This is a genomic window from Kitasatospora sp. NPDC057015 (assembly GCF_042673745.1).
Taxonomy (GTDB): Bacteria; Actinomycetota; Actinomycetes; order Streptomycetales; family Streptomycetaceae; genus Kitasatospora.
The window spans coordinates 26,118-45,365 of the sequence record NZ_JBHUSG010000005.1 but is presented as its reverse complement, the minus strand read 5'-3'; the positions used below and the strand labels follow the sequence as shown (position 1 = coordinate 45,365).

The following is a 19,248-nucleotide window of genomic DNA, read 5'->3' as shown; positions in this document are numbered from 1 at the left end:
CCCCCGCCGGGGCGTCCTGACGGCCGGGGCGAGGGAGGGGTGCCCGGGTCGCCTACAGCTCGACGCCGACCATCACCGGCTCGTTGACGAGCTCCACCCCGAAGGCCGCCCGCACGCCGTCCCGGATCTCCCGGGCCAGTGCCAGCAGGTCGCCGGCGGTGGCGGCGCCCCGGTTGGTGAGCGCCAGGGTGTGCTTGGTGGAGAGGGTGGCCGGGCCCGCGCCGTAGCCCTTGCCGAAGCCGGCCTGGTCGATCAGCCAGGCGGCGGAGGTCTTGGTGCACCCGTCCGGCGCCGGGTAGGCGGGGGCGGTGCGACCGTCCAGCCTGGCCCGGAAGTCCGCGTACTGGTCCGCCGTCAGGATCGGGTTGGTGAAGAAGGAGCCCGCCGACCAGGTGTCGTGGTCGGCCGCGTCCAGCACCATGCCCTTGCCCGCGCGCAGCCGCAGCACGGCGTCCCGGGCGGCGGCGAGGTCCACCCGCTCGCCGACCTCCACCCCCAGGTACCTGGCCGTCTCCGCATACCTGACCGGGGTGGAGAGCCCGCCGTTGTCCTCCAGCCGGAAGCGCACCCGCAGCACCACGTAGCGCTCCGGGTCGGCCTTGAAGCGGCTGTGCCGGTAGGAGAAGCCGCACTCCTCGCCGGTCAGCGTGACGCTCTCGCCGGCCCGGCGGTCGTAGGCGACCACCTCGGTGATGCCGGTGGACACCTCCTGGCCGTACGCACCGACGTTCTGCACCGGCGTGGCGCCGGCCGAGCCGGGGATACCGGCGAGGAACTCGATCCCGGCCAGACCCTTGTCCACCGTCCTGGCGACCGCCTCGGCCCAGACCTCGCCGGCCGCCAGCTCCAGCACCGTGCCGTCCAGCTCGAAGCCGGTGGTGGCGATCCGCAGCACCGTCCCGTCGAAGCCGGCGTCGCCGATCACCAGGTTGCTGCCGCCGCCGATGACCAGCAGGGGCTCACCCGCGGCGTCGGCCTCCCGGACGGCCGAGACCACCTCGGCGTCGGTGGTCGCGGTGACCAGCCGCCGGGCGGGGCCGCCGAGCCGGAGGGTGGTCAGCGGGGCGAGGGGGGCGTCGTGTTGTACCAGCACGCCACCAGCGTACGGGGGCGGTGACCTCCGGCCCGCTCCGGCGGCGCGGTCGCGGGACCGCGAACCGGGGCGTCACGTGACGCACCTCACATCACCCAAATGAGTCGGTAGCTCCCGGATCCGGCGCCCACCGGTCGGGAATCCGGTTGCCGCGGCTTCGTGCGCCTGCCAACTTGCTGGTGATCTCCGCGTGATGGACGCCGGGGACACCACTGGGGGGAGCACGTTGCCCAACCGTCCGTACGAGCACCGCACAGCCCGCGCCGCCGCCCTGGCGGCGGCGTTCCTCGTCGTCTCGGCCCTCGCCGCCCCGGCCGCCGTCGCCGCCGGTCCGGACGGCACGGCGGCCGCCGGTCCGAGCGCCGCCTCGGTCGCCGCTTCCGACTCCGCCTCCGCTTCCGACTCCGCCGAGACGGCCGCACCCGCCGACGCGGCGGCGAAGGGCGACCCGCACCGCGCCACCGTCGCGGATCCGCACCTCGGACCGATCCACCCCCACACGCTCAGCCCGGCGGTCGAGGACCTGGAGTCCTGCGGCCGGCCCGACCCGGCGACCTGGGGCTGGATCGGCGCGGGCTCGGACGCCCCGGGTGCGGTCACCCTGGACGCCACCGTGGCCGACCCGGCCGGAACGCCCCTGCGCTCCTCGAACCGGCTGACGGACTACAGCCTCCCGCACAGCCCGGTGGTGGCCACCGGCCACTCGGCCGCCACCGCGAGCGGGTCAGTCGCCTCCTTCACCGTGCCGTCCGGTCTGATCAAGGACGGGCACGCCTACGGCTGGACCGTCCGCGCCACCGGCCTCACCGGCGCGGCCCACCGGTCGGCGGCCTCACCGTCCTGCCACTTCCGGGTGGACCTGACGCCGCCCACCGTCACCCTCCCGACCGAGGTCACCGACCCGGCGCACCAGTTCCCGCCCTCCGGCAACGGCCAGAGCACCGGACTGCACCTGGGCCAGAGCGGCACCATCCCGTTCACGGTCGCCGACGCGGACCCGTCCGGACTGGGCGCCTCCGGCGTGGCCTGCGTCCGCTGGGGCTTCGACCCCCAGTTCGCCGACGCCTCCTGGAAGTGCGGGAGCGAACTGCCCGCCGGCTCGCTCACCGTCACCCCGGCGCACTGGGGAACCAACACCACCTACATCCAGGTGGCCGACAACGCGGGCAACCACTCGCAGCCCGCCGCCTACGGCTACTACGTCCCCGACCGCCCCGCGCCCGGCTGGGTGTACGGCGACGTGACGGGCGACGGCGTCCCCGACGTGCTCACCGCCGACACCGCGGGCAACCTCCGGACGTACAGCGCGGTCGGCCCGACCGGCACGGTCGCCTCACCGGCCGGCCAGGGCCCCGGCAGCACCTGGGGCGGCGTGCAGGTGACGCACCGCTCGAACAACAGCGGACCACCCGCCGACAACGTCTACGCCCACCGGGCCGGCTCCGACACCCTGAACCTGTACACGAGCAACTTCAGCGCCCCCGGGACGTACAACAGGGGCCTGGCGACCACCGTCGACAAGCCGGAGTGCGTGGCGCCCGCGAGCGACCCCGACCAGTGCGCCGACTACCTCACGGACTTCAGCCGCACCCTGCGGATCGCCGCCACCGGCGGGATCACCCTGCCGGACTACACGCAGAGCGCCCGCAACCTGAACCGGCCGGGCCTGCTGACCGTCGAGGCGAACGCCGACGGCACCGACGCCGCCCTCTGGTTCTACCCCGCCGGGGGCTTCAACGGCTTCGACCGGCCGGTGCGGCTCGCCGCCACCGGCTGGAAGGACACCGAGCTGATCACCCCGGGCGACTGGGCCGGGCAGGGCCGTCCCGGGCTGTGGACGCGCGACCGCCTCACCGGGGACGTGCACGCCCTCACCTTCACCGTGGGCACCATCGAGTCGTCCGACCCGTTCGGCGACCCGACCGAGGTCACGGCCCTCACCGCCCTCGCCAGTGACACCGTGATCGGCAACGTCCCGGTCTCGCAGTGGTCGCTGATCGGCTCCGAGGGCGACCTCACCGGGAACGGCAGCCCCGCCCTGTGGGGCGTCACCGCCGCCGGCGAGGTCCAGGTCCGTGCCGGGCACCGCACCGGCGGCCCGGCCGCACCCGGCTTCACCTTCGAGGACGCGGTCCGCACCATCGGCAGCACCGCACCGCCGGCCGGCTGACCGCCGCTCAGCACCGCTCGGCAGAAAGGGCCGGGCCCGGGGCGTTCGCCCCGGGCCCGGCCCTCGTCCGCGGACCCGTCAGGCCAGCTGCACGACGGCGCGGGACATGCCCAGCACCTTCTGGCCGCCGGTGGTGGCCAGGAGGTCGACCCGGACCCTGCGGTCGTCCAGCAGGGCCGCGACCTTGGCGGTGACGTCGATCACGGCGCCGGTGCCGTCGTTGGGCACGGGCACCGGACGGGTGAACCGCACGCCGTACTCGACCACCGCGCCGGGGTCGCCCAGCCAGTCGGTGACCACCCGGATGGCCTCGGCCATGGTGAACATGCCGTGCGCGATGACGTCCGGCAGGCCCACCTCCAGCGCGAACTTCTCGTTCCAGTGGATCGGGTTGAAGTCGCCGGAGGCGCCCGCGTACTTCACCAGCGTGTCGCGGGTCACGGGGAAGGAACGGGCCGGCAGCTCGGTGCCGACCTCGACCTCGTCGAAGCTGATCGCCATCGTGCTACTCCCCCGCCTCGTCGGCGGCCCGGGCCACCAGGGTCATCAAGGACGTGACCACGTGCTCGCCACTCCCGTCGGAAACCTCGCCACGCACCGTCAGCACGTCGTTGCCGGCCAGCGACTTGATGGCGTCGATGCTCACCACGACCGAGAGCCGGTCGCCGGCCCGTACCGGGCGGGTGTAGGCGAACTTCTGGTCGCCGTGGACCACCCGGGTGAAGTCCAGGCCGAGCTCCGGGTCCTCGACCACCTGGGCGGCCGCCCGGTAGGTGATCACGAACGGGAAGGTCGGCGGGGCGATCACATCCGGATGGCCCAGCGCCTTGGCGGCCTCCGGGTCAGTGTAGGCGGGGTTGTCGTCGCCCACGGCGACGGCGAACTCGCGGATCTTCTCGCGGCCGACCTCGTAGGGCTCGGTGGGCGGGTAGGTCCGCCCGATGAAGGCGGGGTCGAGCGGCATGGGCAACTTCTCCGGAATCCAGTCGATACGGAAAAAACTCCGGGCCGCACCCCTGCGAAGGGGTGCGGCCCGGAGTCAGAGACCTGAGTCACACAGGCCCGGCGACACCTTTACGGGGTCAGCGGGTCTCGCGGTGCGCGGTGTGCGAGTTGCAGCGGGGGCAGTGCTTCTTCATCTCAAGACGGTCCGGGTCGTTACGCCGGTTCTTCTTGGTGATGTAGTTCCGCTCCTTGCACTCCACGCAGGCCAGCGTGATCTTCGGGCGGACATCGGTGGCAGCCACGGGAGTGCCTTCCTTGAACAATGGGTGAGAACACAACAAGAGTAGCCGACCGGGAGTTCGATCTCCCGACCGACTACGCGGGGTAGCGGTGACCGGACTTGAACCGGTGACACAGCGATTATGAGCCGCTTGCTCTACCAACTGAGCTACACCGCCACGGTGACCTTCATGACAGCCGAGGCTGACAATCGTTCACCAGAGCCCCCATGCGGAATCGAACCGCAGACCTTCTCCTTACCATGGAGACGCTCTACCGACTGAGCTATAGGGGCGAACGAGGAAGAGATTACACGGTTCCCGGCCAGAGGTGAAATCCGTATCCGGCCCGGAAGATCGCAGGTGGGCGGCTCGTACACCCGCCCGATCGACGACCCCGCGTTCGTGCGGCCTGCGAAGCCCACGGGCCGGTCCGACACGGCCGCCGCCCGCCTCCCTGCGCCCCACCCGGCGGCGCCATAGGCTCGGCACCCAGCGATCTCGCCTGCCACGAACCCCTCCCGACCTCGTCGGCGGGCCCGAGAGGACGCGGGAAGGAGTCTGCCGATGGCCGCGGACAGCACACCCGCCGACGGGCCGCCGACGGGCCGGGGCCCGGCGGCCAACCCGCTCGGGCACGGCCCCGTCCTGCTGCTCGCCGGCGCCCGCCTCGCCGACGGGCGCGTCGTCGACGTCCGGATCAGCGGCGACCGGATCCAGGCCGTCGGCACGGCCGGCAGCCTCGGGCCGCTGCCCGCCCTGCCCGGCGGCCCCACCTCCACCACCGGAGCCCGGATCGACCTGGCCGGCTACCTGCTGCTGCCCGCCCCCGCCGAGCCGCACGCCCACTACGACCTGGCCTTCTCCGCCGCGCTGCCGGCCCCCGCGCCGGAGACCGCCGCCGAGGTCACCCGCCGCGTCACCGAGGCCGCCCTCACCTCACTGGGCTACGGCGCCACCGCCCAGCGCACCCACGTCCGGATCGGCGACGAGCACGGGCTGCGGCGGCTGGAGGCCGTGCTCACCGCCCGGCAGTCGCTGCGCGGCCTCGCCGAACTCCAGGCGGTCGCGATGCCGCGACTGCTCACCGGAGCGGCCGGCGCGGACGGCCGCGCCCAGCTGCGCGACGCGCTCAAGCTGGGTGCCACCGCCGCCGGCGGCTGCCCCGACCTCGACCCCGACCCGGTCGGCTACGTCCAGATCCTGCTGGACGCCGCCCGCGAGGCGGACTGCCCGGTCGACCTGCACACCACCGCCGCCGACCCGGCCGCCCTCGCCCGGCTGGCGACGGCGCTCGCCCCGCACCGACCGCGCGTCACGCTCGGCCCGTGCAGCGCCCTGGGCCCGGACGGGCCGGGCGTACTGGCGCACGCCGGCATCCGGGTGGTCTGTCTGCCGCACAACGGCTGGTGCACCGGCGTCGAGGGCCGCCCGAGCGGCCTGCGTCCGCTGCTGGTGGCCGAGTTGGCGAAGGCCGGCATCCCGGTGGCGGCCGGCGGCGGCTCGCTGCGCGACGGCGCCAACCCGGTCGGCCGGGCCGATCCGCTGGAGGCCGCCTACCTGCTGGCCGCGGGCGGCGGGATCGGTGTGGAGGCCGCGTACGACGCCGTCGCCAACCAGGCCAGGGCCGCCATCGGCCTGCCTCCCGTACGGGTGGACGCGGGGTTCCCCGCCGAGCTCCTCGCCGTCCGCGGCGACAGCCTGGCCGGCGCGCTCGCCGGCGGCCACAGTCGTCTGGTGGTGCACAGCGGACGGATCGTCAGCAGGACGAGCGCGGTGCGGGAGTTCGCCGACACGGTCGCCCTCGCGCTGCCGCGCCAGAGCGCCCCGGAGTAGGCCGGGCGAGAGGCGCGCGTGGGGGGGATTGCGGGGCGGGGGGCCTGACGTCCCGGCGGGCGCCGGTTGGGAAGACGATCAGCTCGCACGGAGGACCCCAGCTCGCACCGGGGCGCGTCCGGGACTGTCACAGCGGGGAGGCTCACAGGCCCTACCCGCCCCTGTCGAAACACTCTGATGCCATTCGGATGTAATTGCAAGCCATTCGCAATAGTGTTGCCAGGGCATGGCCGTCCACTCGCCACCACACGGACTAGGAGCCCCATCCCATGGGCCAGTACACCCTCCCCGACCTCGCCTACGACTACTCCGCCCTGGAGCGGGCGATGACGGGCGAGATCCTGGAGCTGCACCACTCCAAGCACCACGCCGCCTACGTGAAGGGCGCGAACGACACCCTCGACCAGATCGCCGAGGCCCGCGAGAAGGAGCAGTTCGGCGGCCTGGTGGGCCTCCAGAAGACCCTCGCCTTCCACCTCTCCGGCCACGTGCTGCACTCCCTCTTCTGGGAGAACCTCTCGCCCGACGGCGGCGACCGCCCCGACGGCGCCCTCGCCGACGCCATCGACGAACACCTCGGCGGCTTCGACGCGTTCAGGAAGCAGCTCACCGCGGCCACCGTCGGCGTCCAGGGCTCGGGTTGGGGCATCCTCTCCTGGGAGCCGCTCGGCCGGCGCCTGATCGTCGAGCAGGTCTACGACCACCACGGCAACGTCGGCCAGGGCACCACCCCGCTGCTCGCCTTCGACGCCTGGGAGCACGCCTACTACCTGCAGTACCGCAACGTCCGCCCCGACTACGTCACCAAGCTGTGGGACGTCGTCAACTGGTCCGACGTCTCGGCCCGCCTCGCCGCGGCACAGGCCTGACCCCTCCCCGGCGTGCGTCCCCCGCCGCCCGGGCACCCGGGGGGCGCACGCCGGGCGCCGGCGGGCCACGGTCAGCGGCTCCCGGCCGCAGCTTCTCCGCGCCCCCGCCGCCGACCCGTTCGTCGGAGTCGGCGCTCCGCCGAACCAAAGAAGAACGGCCCCGGTCAGCGTTTCCGCTGATCAGGGCCGTTCTTCTATCCTGTGGCTGGTGCAGGGTTCGAACCTGCGTAGCTTGCGCGACAGATTTACAGTCTGCTCCCTTTGGCCGCTCGGGCAACCAGCCTGGGATGTGTTTCGCGGGGCGTGCCCCGTTCGACTCGGTAAACGATACCTGATGACGGGGGGTGCTCCGCCACTCGATGGGTCACGTGATGATCAAGGGCTCCCCCCGGCTGTCGGGGGTCGCGACGGGGCTGCGCTGGATAGGCTGGGGGCGCGGCCTGCCTCCAGGGGCGGGCCCCTGACAGTGAAGCCAGAGCATCAAGGAGACCAAGACACCATGGCCGACTCCAGTTTCGACATCGTCTCGAAGGTCGAGTGGCAGGAGGTCGACAACGCGATCAACCAGACCTCCCGCGAGATCGCCACCCGCTTCGACTTCAAGAACGTCGGCGGCGAGGTCAAGCGGTCGGGCGAGAAGATCGAGATGAAGGCCAACGGCGAGGAGCGCGTCAAGGCGATCCTGGACGTGCTGAAGGACAAGTTCATCAAGCGGGGCCTGTCCCTCAAGGCGCTGGACGCGGCCGAGCCGCAGCTGTCCGGCAAGGAGTACAAGATCTTCGCGGACGTGAAGGAGGGCATCTCCCAGGACGATGCCAAGAAGGTCGCGAAGATCATCCGCGATGAGGGCCCCAAGGGCGTGAAGGCCCAGGTCCAGGGCGACGAACTGCGCGTCAGCTCGAAGAGCCGCGACGACCTGCAGGCCATCCAGGCCCTGCTCAAGGGCAAGGACCTGGACTTCGCGATCCAGTTCGTGAACTACCGCTAGTAGGCCCCGGCCTGCGAGGACGCCCCCGGACCCTCGGCCCGGGAGGACGGATCGGGGCACGCGCGACAGCGAGGGCGACCCCGGTCGCACCCCTTGCTCCGCCCGCGTGATCGACGGCTCGGCCACACCGAGCCGTCGATCACGCCGCGAAGACCCCGCCCGCGACGCCCACGCTCTCGCGGCCCGCGAATCGCCTATCTATCAGGAACCCTTCCTGATAACTTATGGTCCGTACGGACAGGGGGCCCCTGCGAGGTCTAATCATCAGGGTCCCTTCCTGATGATTACCGAGGCGGTCGTGCAGAAGGAGAGTGGGGGGCTGTGAACAGCCGTCAGGAGGCCCGACGGGCCAGAGCGCGGTTCAGCGTGGTGTTCGCGGTGCACGGAGCCGTCACCGGCAGCTTCGTGACCCGCATCCCGTGGATCCAGCACCATCTGGACCTGAGCGCGGGCCGGCTCGGCCTGGCGCTGATCGCCCCCGCCATCGGCGCCTCGCTGGCGATGCCGCTGGCCGGCCGGCTCTCCCACCGGTACGGATCCAGGGTGGCGGTGCGGACGTTGATGGCGCTGTGGTGCCTCGCGCTGGCGCTGCCCGCCCTCGCCCCGAACCTCGCGGTGCTGTGGACGGCGCTGCTGGTCTACGGCGCCACCGCGGGAATGGCGTCCGTCCTGCTGAACGCCCAGGGCGTGGAGGTGGAGCGCGGACTCGGACAGTCGATCATGTCGGGTCTGCACGGGATGTGGAGCGCCGGCGGGCTGATCGCCTCCGGCTTCGGCGTGCTGGCGGCCCAACGGCAGTACGACGCCCGGGTGCAGCTGACCGTCACCGCACTGATCCTCACCGCACTGGCCACCCTGGCCTGCAACGGCCTGCCCGACGTACGGCCCACCGCCGGGGAGGACGCCCCGCCGCGCTTCGCCCTCCCGCCGCGCTCGGCCCTCGCCATCGGACTGGTCGGCTTCTGCGCCGTCTTCGTCGAGGGCGCCAGCATGGACTGGGCGGGCGTCTACCTCCGGGACGTCACCGGCGCCTCACCCGGCACGGCCGCCGTCAGCTTCACCGCCTTCGCCGCCACCATGACCGCCGCCCGCCTGGCCGGCGACCTGGTCGTCCGCCGGCTCGGCCCCGTCCGCACCGTCCGCACCGGCGGCTCCGTCGCCGCCCTCGGCGGGCTGTTCGTCGTCGGCTCCGACAACCCCTACCTCGCCATCCCGGGCTTCGGCCTGATCGGCATCGGCGTCGCCGTCGTCGTCCCCCTCTCCTTCGCCGCCGCCGGACGCACGGCCACCCCGAGCCGGGCCATCGCCGGTGTCGCCACCATCACCTACACCGCCGGCCTGATCGCTCCCGCCGTCATCGGCCTGATCGCCCAGACCACCTCACTCACCGTCTCCTTCGGGATGGTCACCGCACTCGCCGCCGCGCTCGTCCTCAGCGCCGGCGCACTGCGACCGAAGCCGGCCGGGCACGCCGGCAAGGTGGCGGACGGGGCCGTCTTCGAGCGCGAGGGTGCCGGCGCCGTCTGAGCGCCCGCCCCGGCCCGCGTCGGGGAGCAACGCCGGCGAGGAGGGCCCCGACTGAAGTCGGGGCCCTCCGTGCGGATCGGCGTGACGGACACCGCGACCGGGTCCGAGCACCGGCCGCGGCATCCACGGCGATCGTGGGCCCGGGACTACCGGGCGGGCGCCGGAGCGGACTTGGCAGCGACGGCCGGACCGGTCGACCCCGCCCTGGCGGCGGCCGCGGCATCGGTCAGAGCCCGGGCCCGGGTCTTCAACTGGTTCAACCGGTCCAGCTGCTCCTGCAGGGCCGACGGCCGGCCCTGGGGCGACGTCCCGGCCTGGGTACCGGTCGGGGGCCTGGCCGGCACACCGGCCTTGGGCGGTACGACCTTCGGCTGAACGACCTTGGGCTGCACGGTGCTCGGCCGGCCGGCCTTGGGCTGGGGCGCCTCGGGAGTCGAGGCGTTCGGCTGCTGCTTGGCGGGCGCCGGGACCGGCGCGGCGGGCAGCTGCCCCAGCAGGGACTGCACGGTCGAGTCGAGATCAGCGAGCAGCTGCTGAAGGGCGCCCAGGTCGGGCGTGCCGGCCGAGCCGAGGACCGTCCCGATCAGCCCGGTGAGCAGGCCGAGGACGTCGCCGAGGCCGCCGAGGGCGGAGGTGAGGTCCGGCAGGTCGGGGGTCGCCGGCAGGCCTGGGGTCGCCGGCAGCTCGGGGAGGGTGAGCAGCGAGGAGAGGTCCGGCAGTTGGGGCAGGGCCGACAGATCCGGTACGGCCGGCAGGTCCACCGGCGGCAGCGACACGGGCGGTACGGCGACGGCCGGCGGCGCCACGGCCGGTGCGGCCGCGGCGGGTGGGTCGGCGGCGGGTATGTCGGCGACGGGCGCGTCGTCGGCCGGGGGCGCGACGGCGGTGCGGGCCGACAGGAGGGAGGCAGTCGTCGCGGCCGCGACGGGCTGCCGGGCGCTCCGGCCGGTGGCGCTGACGGGGCCGGAAGCGGTGGCGGACGCCGTGGTGACCGTGGTCAGCCCGATGGCTGTGGTCAGCGCGGCGGCCATCCAGATGGCACGCATAGGAAACGCATCCTCTCGGTGTGGTTCAGGCGATGTGCCTGTTCCACACGTTGAGCCAAGGCAGTTGAGCCAGCCACCCCTCCTACGCCGAATGATTCACCGCCCGTGCCCGCACCGGAGGCCGGAGTCGGAGCGCGCCGGCGTCGGGCACCGCGGGGCCATGCCGGACGCCGACCGAAGCGCCACCGTGCAGTGACTTCAACGGAGTTGGTGATCCATGGGCGGTGACCCCGGCCCGCCGGCCGGAGCGGCGGCGGACCGACCGGCCGGACCGTCGAGGCGCCGGACCCCGCCCGCTCCCGGGGCCGGCGCCGGGACGTCGGGAACGGCCCCGGAGCCGGCCTGGGACCACCGCCGACAGGCCCTAGGGCGAGGACTCCAACGCGCCGCCGGCGGTGGGGGGTTCGCCGGCCACCGCGCCGCCGCCGACCGGCACGCCGTAGAGCAGGGTGAAGGCGGTGACGTCGACGGCGTCGGGGTCGGTGCTCCGCTCCTCGGTGGCGAGTTCGTCGAAGATCGCGTGCAACTCCGCCCGCAGGCGCACCAGTCGGTCCGGTGCCAGCCGCACGGCGAAGTGCGCGAAGAGCGAGGGCGGGCCGTCCGTGCCGTCCCCGGGCGCGCTGAAGTCGAGCCTGCCGTCGAGGACTTGGGCACGGAACTCGTCACGGACCAGGTCGACCGCGGCGAGCACCGCGTCCAGCGCCTCGGTGCGGGTGCCGGAGTCGGCCGAGAAGAGCTCGTGGGACAGCCTGAGCGACTCCTGCGCTGCCACGTACCGGCTCTCGACGATGCCGGACACCAGGCGGGTGCCGGCGACGGTGATCAGCCCGGCCTTCTCCAGCTGCTTGATGTGCCGGTAGAGCTTGGTCTGCGGTTCCTTGAGCGCGGCGGAGAGCTCCTTGACCGTCTGGGGCGCGTCCTCGCCCGCTGACATCAGGGCGCCGATGATGCCCAGCCGGATCGGGTCGGCGAGCGCTTTCAGCGTCGCGACGTCTTCCACCTGGCGTTCTTTGACTCTGTCGACCACGAGGCAACTTTCGCAGCCCGTCCACCCTTGCGCAATCAATCACCAGAGCGCAATCATTCACTTCAACGTGAATGGTTCCGCAAGCGCAATAGGTGGGGGAACGACCATGACGGGAATCTCGGCTTCGACGACCCGGGAGTCCGCCCAGGACGGGCGGGTATCCGCCCAGGACGGACGGGGACCGGAGGCGGTACGGATGGAGCCGGCGGTGCGCCCGCCGGTGCCGCTCCACCGCAACCTCCGCTTCCAGCTGCTGTGGGGCGGGGCGGCGAGCTCCACGCTCGGGCTCCAGGTGTCGGACACCGCGTACCCGCTGCTGCTGCTCGCGATGACCGGGTCGTCCACCCTGGCCGGCGCCTTCGGGGCACTCCAGATCGCCGCCTCGGTGCTGTTCGGCGTGCACGGCGGTGCGGTCGCCGACCGGTGCGACCGGCGACGGGTGCTGATCGTGGCGGACTCCGTCCGCCTGTCGGCCGCCCTGAGCGTGCCGCTCGCGATGGCGCTGGACCTGTTCACCGTCGCCCACGCGCTGCTGTCCGCGGTGGTGATCGGGGCGACCCTCGCGTACAGCGGGCCGGTGCGGCTGCTCGCCGTCCGTTCGGTGGTGCCGCCGGAGCAGCTGCGCCAGGCCCTCGCGCAGGACGAGGCGCGGATGAGCGGAGCGGGTCTGGCCGGACCGCCGCTGGCCGGGCTGCTGCTGGGGGCGGGACGGGCGGTGCCGTTCCTCGGCGCGGCGCTGGCCTCCCTGCTCTCCCTCGCGACCGCCTGCCTGGTGCGGTTCCCCGCCGGTGCCGCAGCCCGCGGCGGCGCCGGTGCCGGTGCCGACCCGAGCACCAGCACCGACACCGGCACCGGCACCGGCACCGACCAGACCCGACCTGCCGCACCGGCCCGCGAAGCCGACCCGGCAGCCGGCGGCGAGACCGAGCGCGGCGGTGCCCTCGCGGGGTTCCGGTACCTGCTGGCGGACCGGACGCTGCGCGCCACCCTGGCCGTCGTGTTCGGCATCAACCTGGTCGGCTCGGCGGTGGTGCTGCCGGTCATCGTCCTGCTCCGCGAGCGGGGCGCCTCCAGCGGCGGCATCGGCGTGGCGCTGGCCGGCGAGGCGGTGGGCGCGATCGTCGGCGCGCTGCTGGTCTCCCGTCTGCACCGGCTGACCGGCCCGGGCTCCCTGCTGCTGGCCGTGGCCTGGTGCGTCGTCCCGCTGTTCCTCCTGCCGCTGCTGCCGGGCGGCGCGGTCACGGTGTTCGGCGCGCTCTTCCTGATGGGCCTGGGTGTGCCGGCCCTGCGGGTGATGATCGACATCCTGGTGTTCCAGCAGGTCGCCGAGGAGCTCCGTGGGCGGGTGATCGCCGCGACCATGACCCTGTTCACCGTCGGCATGCCGGCCGGGCTGTTCGGCAGCGGCGTCCTGCTCGACCAGGTCTCACCGGCGACCGCGCTGGTCGCCTTGGCGGCCCTGCTCGCCCTCGGCCTGCTGCCGGCGACCTTCGACCGGACCCTGCGCCGCGCCGACTGGCCCGCCTGACCCCCGGGCGCACACCGGACCTGACCCCGGACGGGACACGGGCGGGCACCGGACCGGACGCCGGGCAGGCACCGGACCGGACACCGGACGGACACCGGGCCGTCGCCGAGCGGTCGCCCCGCCGCCACGGCCACCCGCCCCGCCTGACAGTCGATCACCCGTGCGGGTGCGCGCCGGGTGCGGGCCGGCGCGCATCCGGGTGAACTGGGCCTCGTGCGGTCCGAACGGGCCGCGGGGCAGGAGGCCTGATGAGTTCCATGGACGTGCCGGCGGACGACCGGGGCGGCACCCCGGCGACGACACGGCGCACCGGCTCGGCGACGGCCAAGGTGATCGCCAACGCGCCGAAGATGTCCTGGGTGACGCTGGCCCTGATGACCACGAGTTCGGTGGCCAGCCTGCGGGCCGCCCCGACCATGGCGGTGTACGGGCTCGCGGCCGTCTTCCTGTACGTCGTCCCGGCGATCGTGTTCCTGCTGCCGACCGCGCTGGTCTCGGCGGAGCTGGCCTCGGGCTGGAACGGCGGGGTGTACCGCTGGGTCTCCGAGGGCCTGTCCAAGCCGCTCGGCTTCCTGGCCGTGTGGTGCCAGTTCGCGATGACGATCTTCTACTACCCGAGCCTGCTGGCGTACGTGGCGTCCACCATCGCGTACGTCATCAATCCGAGCCTGGCGAGCAACGGCCCGTACACCGCGATCGTGATCATGGTGCTGTACTGGTCCGGGGTGTGGGTCTCGTCCCGCGGCACCGGCGCCGTGGCCGGCCTCTCCTCGTGGGGGCTGGTGATCGGCACGCTCGTCCCGGGCACGTTGCTGGTGGTGCTCGGCATGGTCTTCCTCGGCCAGGGCAACCCCTCGGCGGCGCCGATGACCGCGAGCAACCTCCTCCCCCAGTGGACCGGCCTGGCCAGCCTCGTCCTGATCGTCAACAACTTCCTGAGCTACTCCGGCATGGAGATGAACGCGGTGCACGTCTCCTCGCTGCGCAACCCCGCGCGGGAGTTCCCCCGCTCGATGTTCACGGCGTCCGGGCTGGTGCTGCTGATCTTCATCCTGCCCGCGCTGGCGATCAGCTGGGTGGTGCCGTCCAGCCAGCTGAGCCTGACGGCCGGCGTGATGCAGGCCTTCGACTCCTTCTTCCAGTACTTCGGCATCGGCTGGCTGACGCCGGTGATCGCGGTCGCCCTGGTCACCGCCTCGCTCGGCGGCATGCTCACCTGGCTCGCCGGCCCGTCCAAGGGCCTGCTGCTGATCTCCCGCCAGGAGGGCTACCTGCCGCCGTTCCTGCAGCGGCTGAACAAGCACGGCATCCAGCAGAACATCCTGGTCACCCAGGGGGTGGTCACCACGATCATCGCGCTGGCCTACGCGCTGCTGCCGAACGTCTCCAGCGCCTACTGGATCTTCTCAGTGATCACCACGCAGGTGTACCTGATCGTCTACCTGCTGATGTTCGTCGCCGCGATCCGGCTGCGCCGCACCCAGCCGGACCACCCGCGCGGCTACCGGGCTCCGGCGCTGGTCCTGACCTGTGTGGTCGGGTTCCTGTCCTCCGCCGCGGCGATGGTGATCGGCTTCGTCCCGTCCTCGCAGTTCGGCAACGGCAGCGTCTGGGTCTACATCGCCATCGTCGGCGGCGGCCTGCTGCTGCTCGGCGTGATCATCCCCTATCTCTTCCTGCGGCTGCGCAAGCCCAGCTGGCGCATGCCCGAGGAGACCGGCACCGAGGGAGCCCCCGCATGAGCAGCAGCCTGGGCGCCGGGCCCGGACCGGGCGCTCCGGAGCCGGCCGGCGAGCCGGAGGAGCGCACCCGCGGCGGGCTGATGGCCTCGCAGCACCGGTGGATCTACATCGGTTCGATCGTGGTGCTGGTGGCCATGCTGGTGATCGGCCTGCTGTCGTTCACCCAGGTCCACGCCACCAACGAGGCCTACCGCAAGGCCTCCCAGCTGTCCGACGCCCTGCAGGCGGCCGGCTACCCGGTGCCCTCGCAGGACCAGATCGTCCGCACCCTGGGCAGCGACGGCGGAGCCGTCTGCTCGGACCCGGCGAACGCGCTGGTCCAGGCCCAGTGGAAGTACGGGATGTCCAACGGCGCGGCCGGCCCGGGCCAGCGCCCGGTGCTGTCGGACCGCCAGGTGGTGCAGGGCGAGGCCATCGTGCTCTCGGTCTACTGCCCGGACAAGCTGGCGGACATCCAGGACAAGATCGACGACTTCGACCTCCGCGACACCGTCCGGGACTGAGCCGGCCCCCGCACGGCACGTCCCGCGCCCGACCCGCGCCGCCCGGGTCGCCTCACCCCCTCGGGCACCCACCCCCCGCACGCCCCCGGACCGACCGGACCAGACCGGACCAGACCAGAGGAGTACGCATGACCGACGCACTGGCAGGGCGCATCGAGGAACTGATGCCGCGGGCGAAGAGCGACCTGGCGGCGCTGGTGGCGATACCGTCCGTGGCCGACCCCCGACAGTACCCGCCGGAGCGGTGCCGCGAGGCCGCCGAGTGGGTCGCCGCGGCCTTCACCGAGGCGGGCCTGCACGACGTCCACCTGGAGGAGACGCCCGACGGCAGTCACGCGGTGATCGGGCACCGCCCGCCGCCGCCCGGCGCGCCGACCGTACTGCTCTACTGCCACTACGACGTGCAGCCGCCGCTCGACGACGAGGCCTGGACCTCCCCGCCCTTCGAACTGACCGAGCGGGACGGCCGCTGGTACGGGCGCGGGACGGCGGACTGCAAGGGCAACATCGTCATGCACCTCACCGCGCTGCGGGCGCTCGGCGAGGACATCCCGGTGGGGCTGAAGCTGGTCGCCGAGGGCTCGGAGGAGCAGGGCACCGGCGGGCTGGAGCAGTACGTCCCGCCGCACGCCGGGGAGCTGCACGCGGACGCGCTGCTGGTCTGCGACACCGGCAACGCCGCCGTCGGCGTGCCGACCGCCACCACCACGCTGCGCGGCCTGGCCAACGTGGTGGTCTCCGTCCGGGCGCTGAAGGGGGACGTGCACTCCGGGATGTTCGGCGGACCGGCGCCCGACGCGCTGGCCGCGCTGGTCCGGATCCTCGACTCGCTGCGCGACGAGGCCGGCGGCACCCGGATCGACGGCCTGGACTGCGAGGGCACCTGGGCCGGCGTGGGCTACGACGAGGCGCAGTTCCGCACCGACGCCGGGGTGCTGGACGGCGTCGCGCTGACCGGCACCGGCAGCGTGGCCGACCGGCTGTGGGCCCGGCCCGCGGTGACCGTGCTGGGCATCGACTGCCCGCCGGTGGTCGGCTCGGCCGCCGCCGTCCCCGGCGCCGCCCGGGCCCGGGTCAGCCTGCGGGTGCCGCCGGGCACCGAGCCCGGGGCGGCCCGCGACGCCCTGAGCGCCCACCTGCGGGCCGCCGCGCCGTGGGGCGTCCAGGTCGAGGTCGAGACCGAGAGCACCGGATCCCCCTTCGAGGCCGCCACCGGCGGGCCCGCCTACGGCGCGCTCGACACCGCGATGCGGGAGGTCTACGGCAAGCCGATGTCCTTCCTCGGGCAGGGCGGCTCGATCCCGCTGTGCAACGTCCTGGCCCGGACCTTCCCCTCCGCCGAGATCATCCTGATGGGCGTCGAGGAGCCGCGCTGCCTGATCCACGCGCCCAACGAGAGCGTCGACCCGGAGGAGATCCGGCACATGGCCCACGTCGAGGCCCTGTTCCTGCAGAACTACGCGAAGGCGGCCCGGTCGTGACGGGCCCGCTGGACGGCGGGACGCAGGTACCCCGGCCGTTCACCGACGAGGACTACCGGGCCCGGATGACCCGCGCCACCGCCGACGCGACCGCCGCCGGGCTCGCGGGGCTGGTCATCGCCCCCGGGCCCGACCTGGTCTACCTGTGCGGCTACCAGCCGACCGCGATCACCGAGCGGCTCACCGCCCTCGTCCTCACCGCCGGGCGCGAGCCGGCCCTGGTGGTGCCCCGGCTGGAGCGCCCGGACGCCGAGCAGGCCCCCGGTGCACCGGGGCTGCGCCTGTTCGACTGGGCCGACGGCGACGACCCGTACGCGACCGCCGCGCCGCTGCTGGCGACGGAGGGGCGGTACGGCGTCTCGGACTCCGCCTGGGCGATGCACCTGCTGGGCCTGCAGTCCGCCCTGCCGCGCAGCGGCTGGACCGCGCTGACCTCGGCCCTGCCGATGCTGCGCGCCGTCAAGGACACCGACGAGCTGGCGCGCCTGGCCGCCGCCGGGGGCGCCGCCGACGCCGCGTACCGGCGGATCCTGGAGGTGGAGTTCGCCGGGCGCCGGGAGTGCGACGTCGCCGCCGACCTCAGCGCGCTGCTCATCCAGTACGGGCACAGCCAGGTCGACTTCACCGTGGTCGGCTCCGGCCCCAACGGCGCGAACCCGCACCACGAGGCCGGCGACCGGGTCATCCGTACGGGTGACACGGTGGTGCTCGACTTCGGCGGGCTCAAGGACGGCTACGGCTCCGACACCACCCGCACGGTGCACGTCGGCACCGAGGTGCCCGACGTGGTCCGGGAGGTGCACGAGGTGGTGCGCCGGGCCCAGCAGCTGGCCTTCGAGGCCGTCCGGCCCGGTGTGGAGTGCCAGGAGATCGACCGGGTCGCCCGCCGGGTGATCACCGACGCCGGCTACGGCGAGTACTTCATCCACCGCACCGGCCACGGCATCGGCATCACCACGCACGAGCCGCCGTACATGGTCGAGGGCGAACGGCAGCGGCTGGTGCCGGGCATGTGCTTCTCCATCGAACCGGGGATCTACCTGCCCGGGCGCTTCGGCGTGCGGATCGAGGACATCGTCACCGTCACCGACCGGGCCGGCCGGCGGTTCAACAACACCCCGCACGAACTTCAGTGCGTCAGCTGACCGCTAGCTGGGTGACATGACCGGCGATCCCAAGAATTCTCCAAGGAAGCGTTGCTAACTTCACCCTGTATGACCGACTTGCTCCGCCCCGCGCCGCCCGACAAGAAGACCGACAGGGCGCTACGCGCCCGGCGCGGCGCCTCCAGGCTCTGCCTGCTGGCGTGGCCGGTCTACTTCGGGGTGCTGGCCTGGTACGTGGACGAGAACGGGCTCCCCTACTCCAACGACGTGGTGTTCTGCTGCCTCATCGGCGCCCTGCTCGCGGCCTCCGTGCACAGCGGGCGCGGCCTGCGCGGCTCCCTGCTGGTGCTGCGCGACTGGGTGCCGGTGATGGCGGTCGTCTGGGTCTACTCGCTGCTGCGCGGTTACGGGGCGCACACCCCGTGGCCGGTGCGCTTCGAACCGCAGCTGAGCATCGACACCTTCCTCGGCGGCGGGGAGACCTGGACGGTGCGGCTGCAGGGCTGGCTGTACCACCCGGGCCGGCCGCGCTGGTACGACTACGCCGGCGTCACCGTCTACATGTCGCACTTCTTCGTGATCTTCGTGACCCTCGCGGTGCTCTGGCGGCGCGACTACGGCCGCTTCCGGCACCTGCTGGCGGCGTACGTCCTGCTCACCTACGTCGGCTTCGCCACGTACATCCTGTACCCGGCGGACCCGCCGTGGCTGACCTCGCTGGAGGGCCACATGCCGGCCGCCACCCGGGTCGTGCAGGACCTGCTGAGCTCCAGCGGGATGCCCCGGGCCGGGTCGATCTTCGAGAACGGCAGCCAGTTCGCCAACGACGTGGCGGCGATGCCCTCGCTGCACGCGGCCTACCCGATGCTGCTCGCGGTGTTCTTCTGGCGGACCGCGAACCGGCCGGTCCGGGTGCTGCTGGTGGCCTATCCGCTGGCCATGGCGTTCATCCTGGTCTACGGCGCCGAGCACTTCATCATCGACATCCTGGTGGGCTGGGCCTACGCCGCCGGGCTCTGGTACGGCCTCGACCGCTTCCTGAAGGCCCGGCGGGCGAAGCGGCGGCTGCGCGCCGGGGTGCCCGCGCGGGCCTGAGGCCCGCGCGGACG

The 19,248-nt window shown here is 73.2% G+C and carries 17 protein-coding genes and 3 tRNA genes; 11 read left to right on the top strand and 9 right to left on the bottom strand.

Translation table 11 applies throughout. The features are described 5' to 3' along the window. Window positions 1-52: 52 nt before the first annotated feature. Entirely contained in the window at window positions 53-1,093 is a 1,041-nt protein-coding gene (locus ACFTWP_RS06505; RefSeq protein ID WP_380263135.1) for a UDP-N-acetylmuramate dehydrogenase, read from the bottom strand. Window positions 1,094-1,319: 226 nt separating this feature from the next. On the opposite strand from ACFTWP_RS06505, the gene ACFTWP_RS06500 reads away from it, so the two are divergent. Further along, window positions 1,320-3,263, top strand: a complete 1,944-nt coding sequence (locus ACFTWP_RS06500) for a hypothetical protein (RefSeq protein ID WP_380263134.1) — start codon at window positions 1,320-1,322, stop codon at window positions 3,261-3,263. A gap of 78 nt (window positions 3,264-3,341) precedes the next feature. On the opposite strand, the gene ACFTWP_RS06495 is transcribed toward ACFTWP_RS06500, so the two are convergent. The 5 genes from ACFTWP_RS06495 to ACFTWP_RS06475 form a co-directional block, all read right to left on the bottom strand. Continuing rightward, window positions 3,342-3,764 carry a MaoC family dehydratase gene (locus ACFTWP_RS06495; RefSeq protein ID WP_380263133.1) on the bottom strand — a complete coding sequence of 141 codons (423 nt, stop codon included), beginning with the start codon at window positions 3,762-3,764 and terminating at the stop codon, window positions 3,342-3,344. 4 nt (window positions 3,765-3,768) lie between these two features. Further along, the gene (locus ACFTWP_RS06490) at window positions 3,769-4,227 is read right to left on the bottom strand and encodes a MaoC family dehydratase N-terminal domain-containing protein (protein ID WP_380263132.1); all 459 of its coding nucleotides are present in this window, start codon (window positions 4,225-4,227) and stop codon (window positions 3,769-3,771) included. Window positions 4,228-4,345: 118 nt separating this feature from the next. Beyond that, window positions 4,346-4,510, bottom strand: coding sequence for a 50S ribosomal protein L33 (gene rpmG / locus ACFTWP_RS06485; protein WP_006604855.1), 165 nt, complete (start codon window positions 4,508-4,510; stop codon window positions 4,346-4,348). A gap of 83 nt (window positions 4,511-4,593) precedes the next feature. Further along, window positions 4,594-4,666, bottom strand: a tRNA-Met gene (locus tag ACFTWP_RS06480). Window positions 4,667-4,709: 43 nt separating this feature from the next. After that, window positions 4,710-4,782, bottom strand: a tRNA-Thr gene (locus tag ACFTWP_RS06475). A gap of 271 nt (window positions 4,783-5,053) precedes the next feature. Between ACFTWP_RS06475 and ACFTWP_RS06470 the strand changes: the two genes are divergently transcribed. Together ACFTWP_RS06470 and ACFTWP_RS06465 are read left to right on the top strand one after the other, a co-directional pair. Continuing rightward, a complete protein-coding gene (locus ACFTWP_RS06470) occupies window positions 5,054-6,322 on the top strand; it encodes a hydrolase (protein ID WP_380263131.1) in 1,269 nt (422 codons plus the stop codon). A gap of 269 nt (window positions 6,323-6,591) precedes the next feature. After that, window positions 6,592-7,191: a superoxide dismutase gene (locus ACFTWP_RS06465; RefSeq protein WP_380263130.1), complete on the top strand. Its 600-nt coding sequence runs from the start codon at window positions 6,592-6,594 to the stop codon at window positions 7,189-7,191. A 202-nt stretch (window positions 7,192-7,393) separates the two neighbouring features. Here ACFTWP_RS06465 and ACFTWP_RS06460 read toward each other — a convergent pair. Next, a tRNA-Tyr gene (locus ACFTWP_RS06460) sits at window positions 7,394-7,474 on the bottom strand. 216 nt (window positions 7,475-7,690) lie between these two features. On the opposite strand from ACFTWP_RS06460, the gene ACFTWP_RS06455 reads away from it, so the two are divergent. Together ACFTWP_RS06455 and ACFTWP_RS06450 are read left to right on the top strand one after the other, a co-directional pair. Beyond that, a complete protein-coding gene (locus ACFTWP_RS06455) occupies window positions 7,691-8,179 on the top strand; it encodes a YajQ family cyclic di-GMP-binding protein (RefSeq protein ID WP_190215469.1) in 489 nt (162 codons plus the stop codon). A 321-nt stretch (window positions 8,180-8,500) separates the two neighbouring features. Further along, on the top strand, window positions 8,501-9,706 hold the full coding sequence (locus ACFTWP_RS06450; RefSeq protein ID WP_380263129.1) for an MFS transporter: 1,206 nt from the start codon (window positions 8,501-8,503) through the stop codon (window positions 9,704-9,706). Between the two features lie 146 nt (window positions 9,707-9,852). Here the strand turns inward: ACFTWP_RS06450 and ACFTWP_RS06445 are convergent, their stop codons facing one another. Together ACFTWP_RS06445 and ACFTWP_RS06440 are read right to left on the bottom strand one after the other, a co-directional pair. Then, entirely contained in the window at window positions 9,853-10,752 is a 900-nt protein-coding gene (locus ACFTWP_RS06445; protein ID WP_380263128.1) for a hypothetical protein, read from the bottom strand. A 364-nt stretch (window positions 10,753-11,116) separates the two neighbouring features. Next, window positions 11,117-11,752 (bottom strand): ArsR/SmtB family transcription factor, encoded by a 636-nt coding sequence (locus ACFTWP_RS06440; RefSeq protein ID WP_380263127.1) that lies wholly within the window; start codon window positions 11,750-11,752, stop codon window positions 11,117-11,119. A 133-nt stretch (window positions 11,753-11,885) separates the two neighbouring features. On the opposite strand from ACFTWP_RS06440, the gene ACFTWP_RS06435 reads away from it, so the two are divergent. The 6 genes from ACFTWP_RS06435 (at window position 11,886) to ACFTWP_RS06410 (ending at window position 19,234) form a co-directional block, all read left to right on the top strand. Next, window positions 11,886-13,307 carry an MFS transporter gene (locus tag ACFTWP_RS06435; protein WP_380263126.1) on the top strand — a complete coding sequence of 474 codons (1,422 nt, stop codon included), beginning with the start codon at window positions 11,886-11,888 and terminating at the stop codon, window positions 13,305-13,307. Between the two features lie 248 nt (window positions 13,308-13,555). Then, on the top strand, window positions 13,556-15,049 hold the full coding sequence (locus ACFTWP_RS06430) for an APC family permease (protein WP_380263125.1): 1,494 nt from the start codon (window positions 13,556-13,558) through the stop codon (window positions 15,047-15,049). Further along, window positions 15,046-15,552, top strand: a complete 507-nt coding sequence (locus ACFTWP_RS06425; protein ID WP_380263124.1) for a hypothetical protein — start codon at window positions 15,046-15,048, stop codon at window positions 15,550-15,552. Before ACFTWP_RS06430 ends, ACFTWP_RS06425 begins: the two co-directional genes overlap by 4 nt. 128 nt (window positions 15,553-15,680) lie before the next feature. Beyond that, window positions 15,681-17,033 (top strand): dipeptidase, encoded by a 1,353-nt coding sequence (locus ACFTWP_RS06420; RefSeq protein WP_380263123.1) that lies wholly within the window; start codon window positions 15,681-15,683, stop codon window positions 17,031-17,033. 65 nt (window positions 17,034-17,098) lie between these two features. After that, a complete protein-coding gene (locus tag ACFTWP_RS06415) occupies window positions 17,099-18,178 on the top strand; it encodes a M24 family metallopeptidase (RefSeq protein ID WP_380263331.1) in 1,080 nt (359 codons plus the stop codon). A gap of 69 nt (window positions 18,179-18,247) precedes the next feature. Next, entirely contained in the window at window positions 18,248-19,234 is a 987-nt protein-coding gene (locus tag ACFTWP_RS06410) for a phosphatase PAP2 family protein (RefSeq protein WP_380263122.1), read from the top strand. Window positions 19,235-19,248 lie beyond the last annotated feature (14 nt).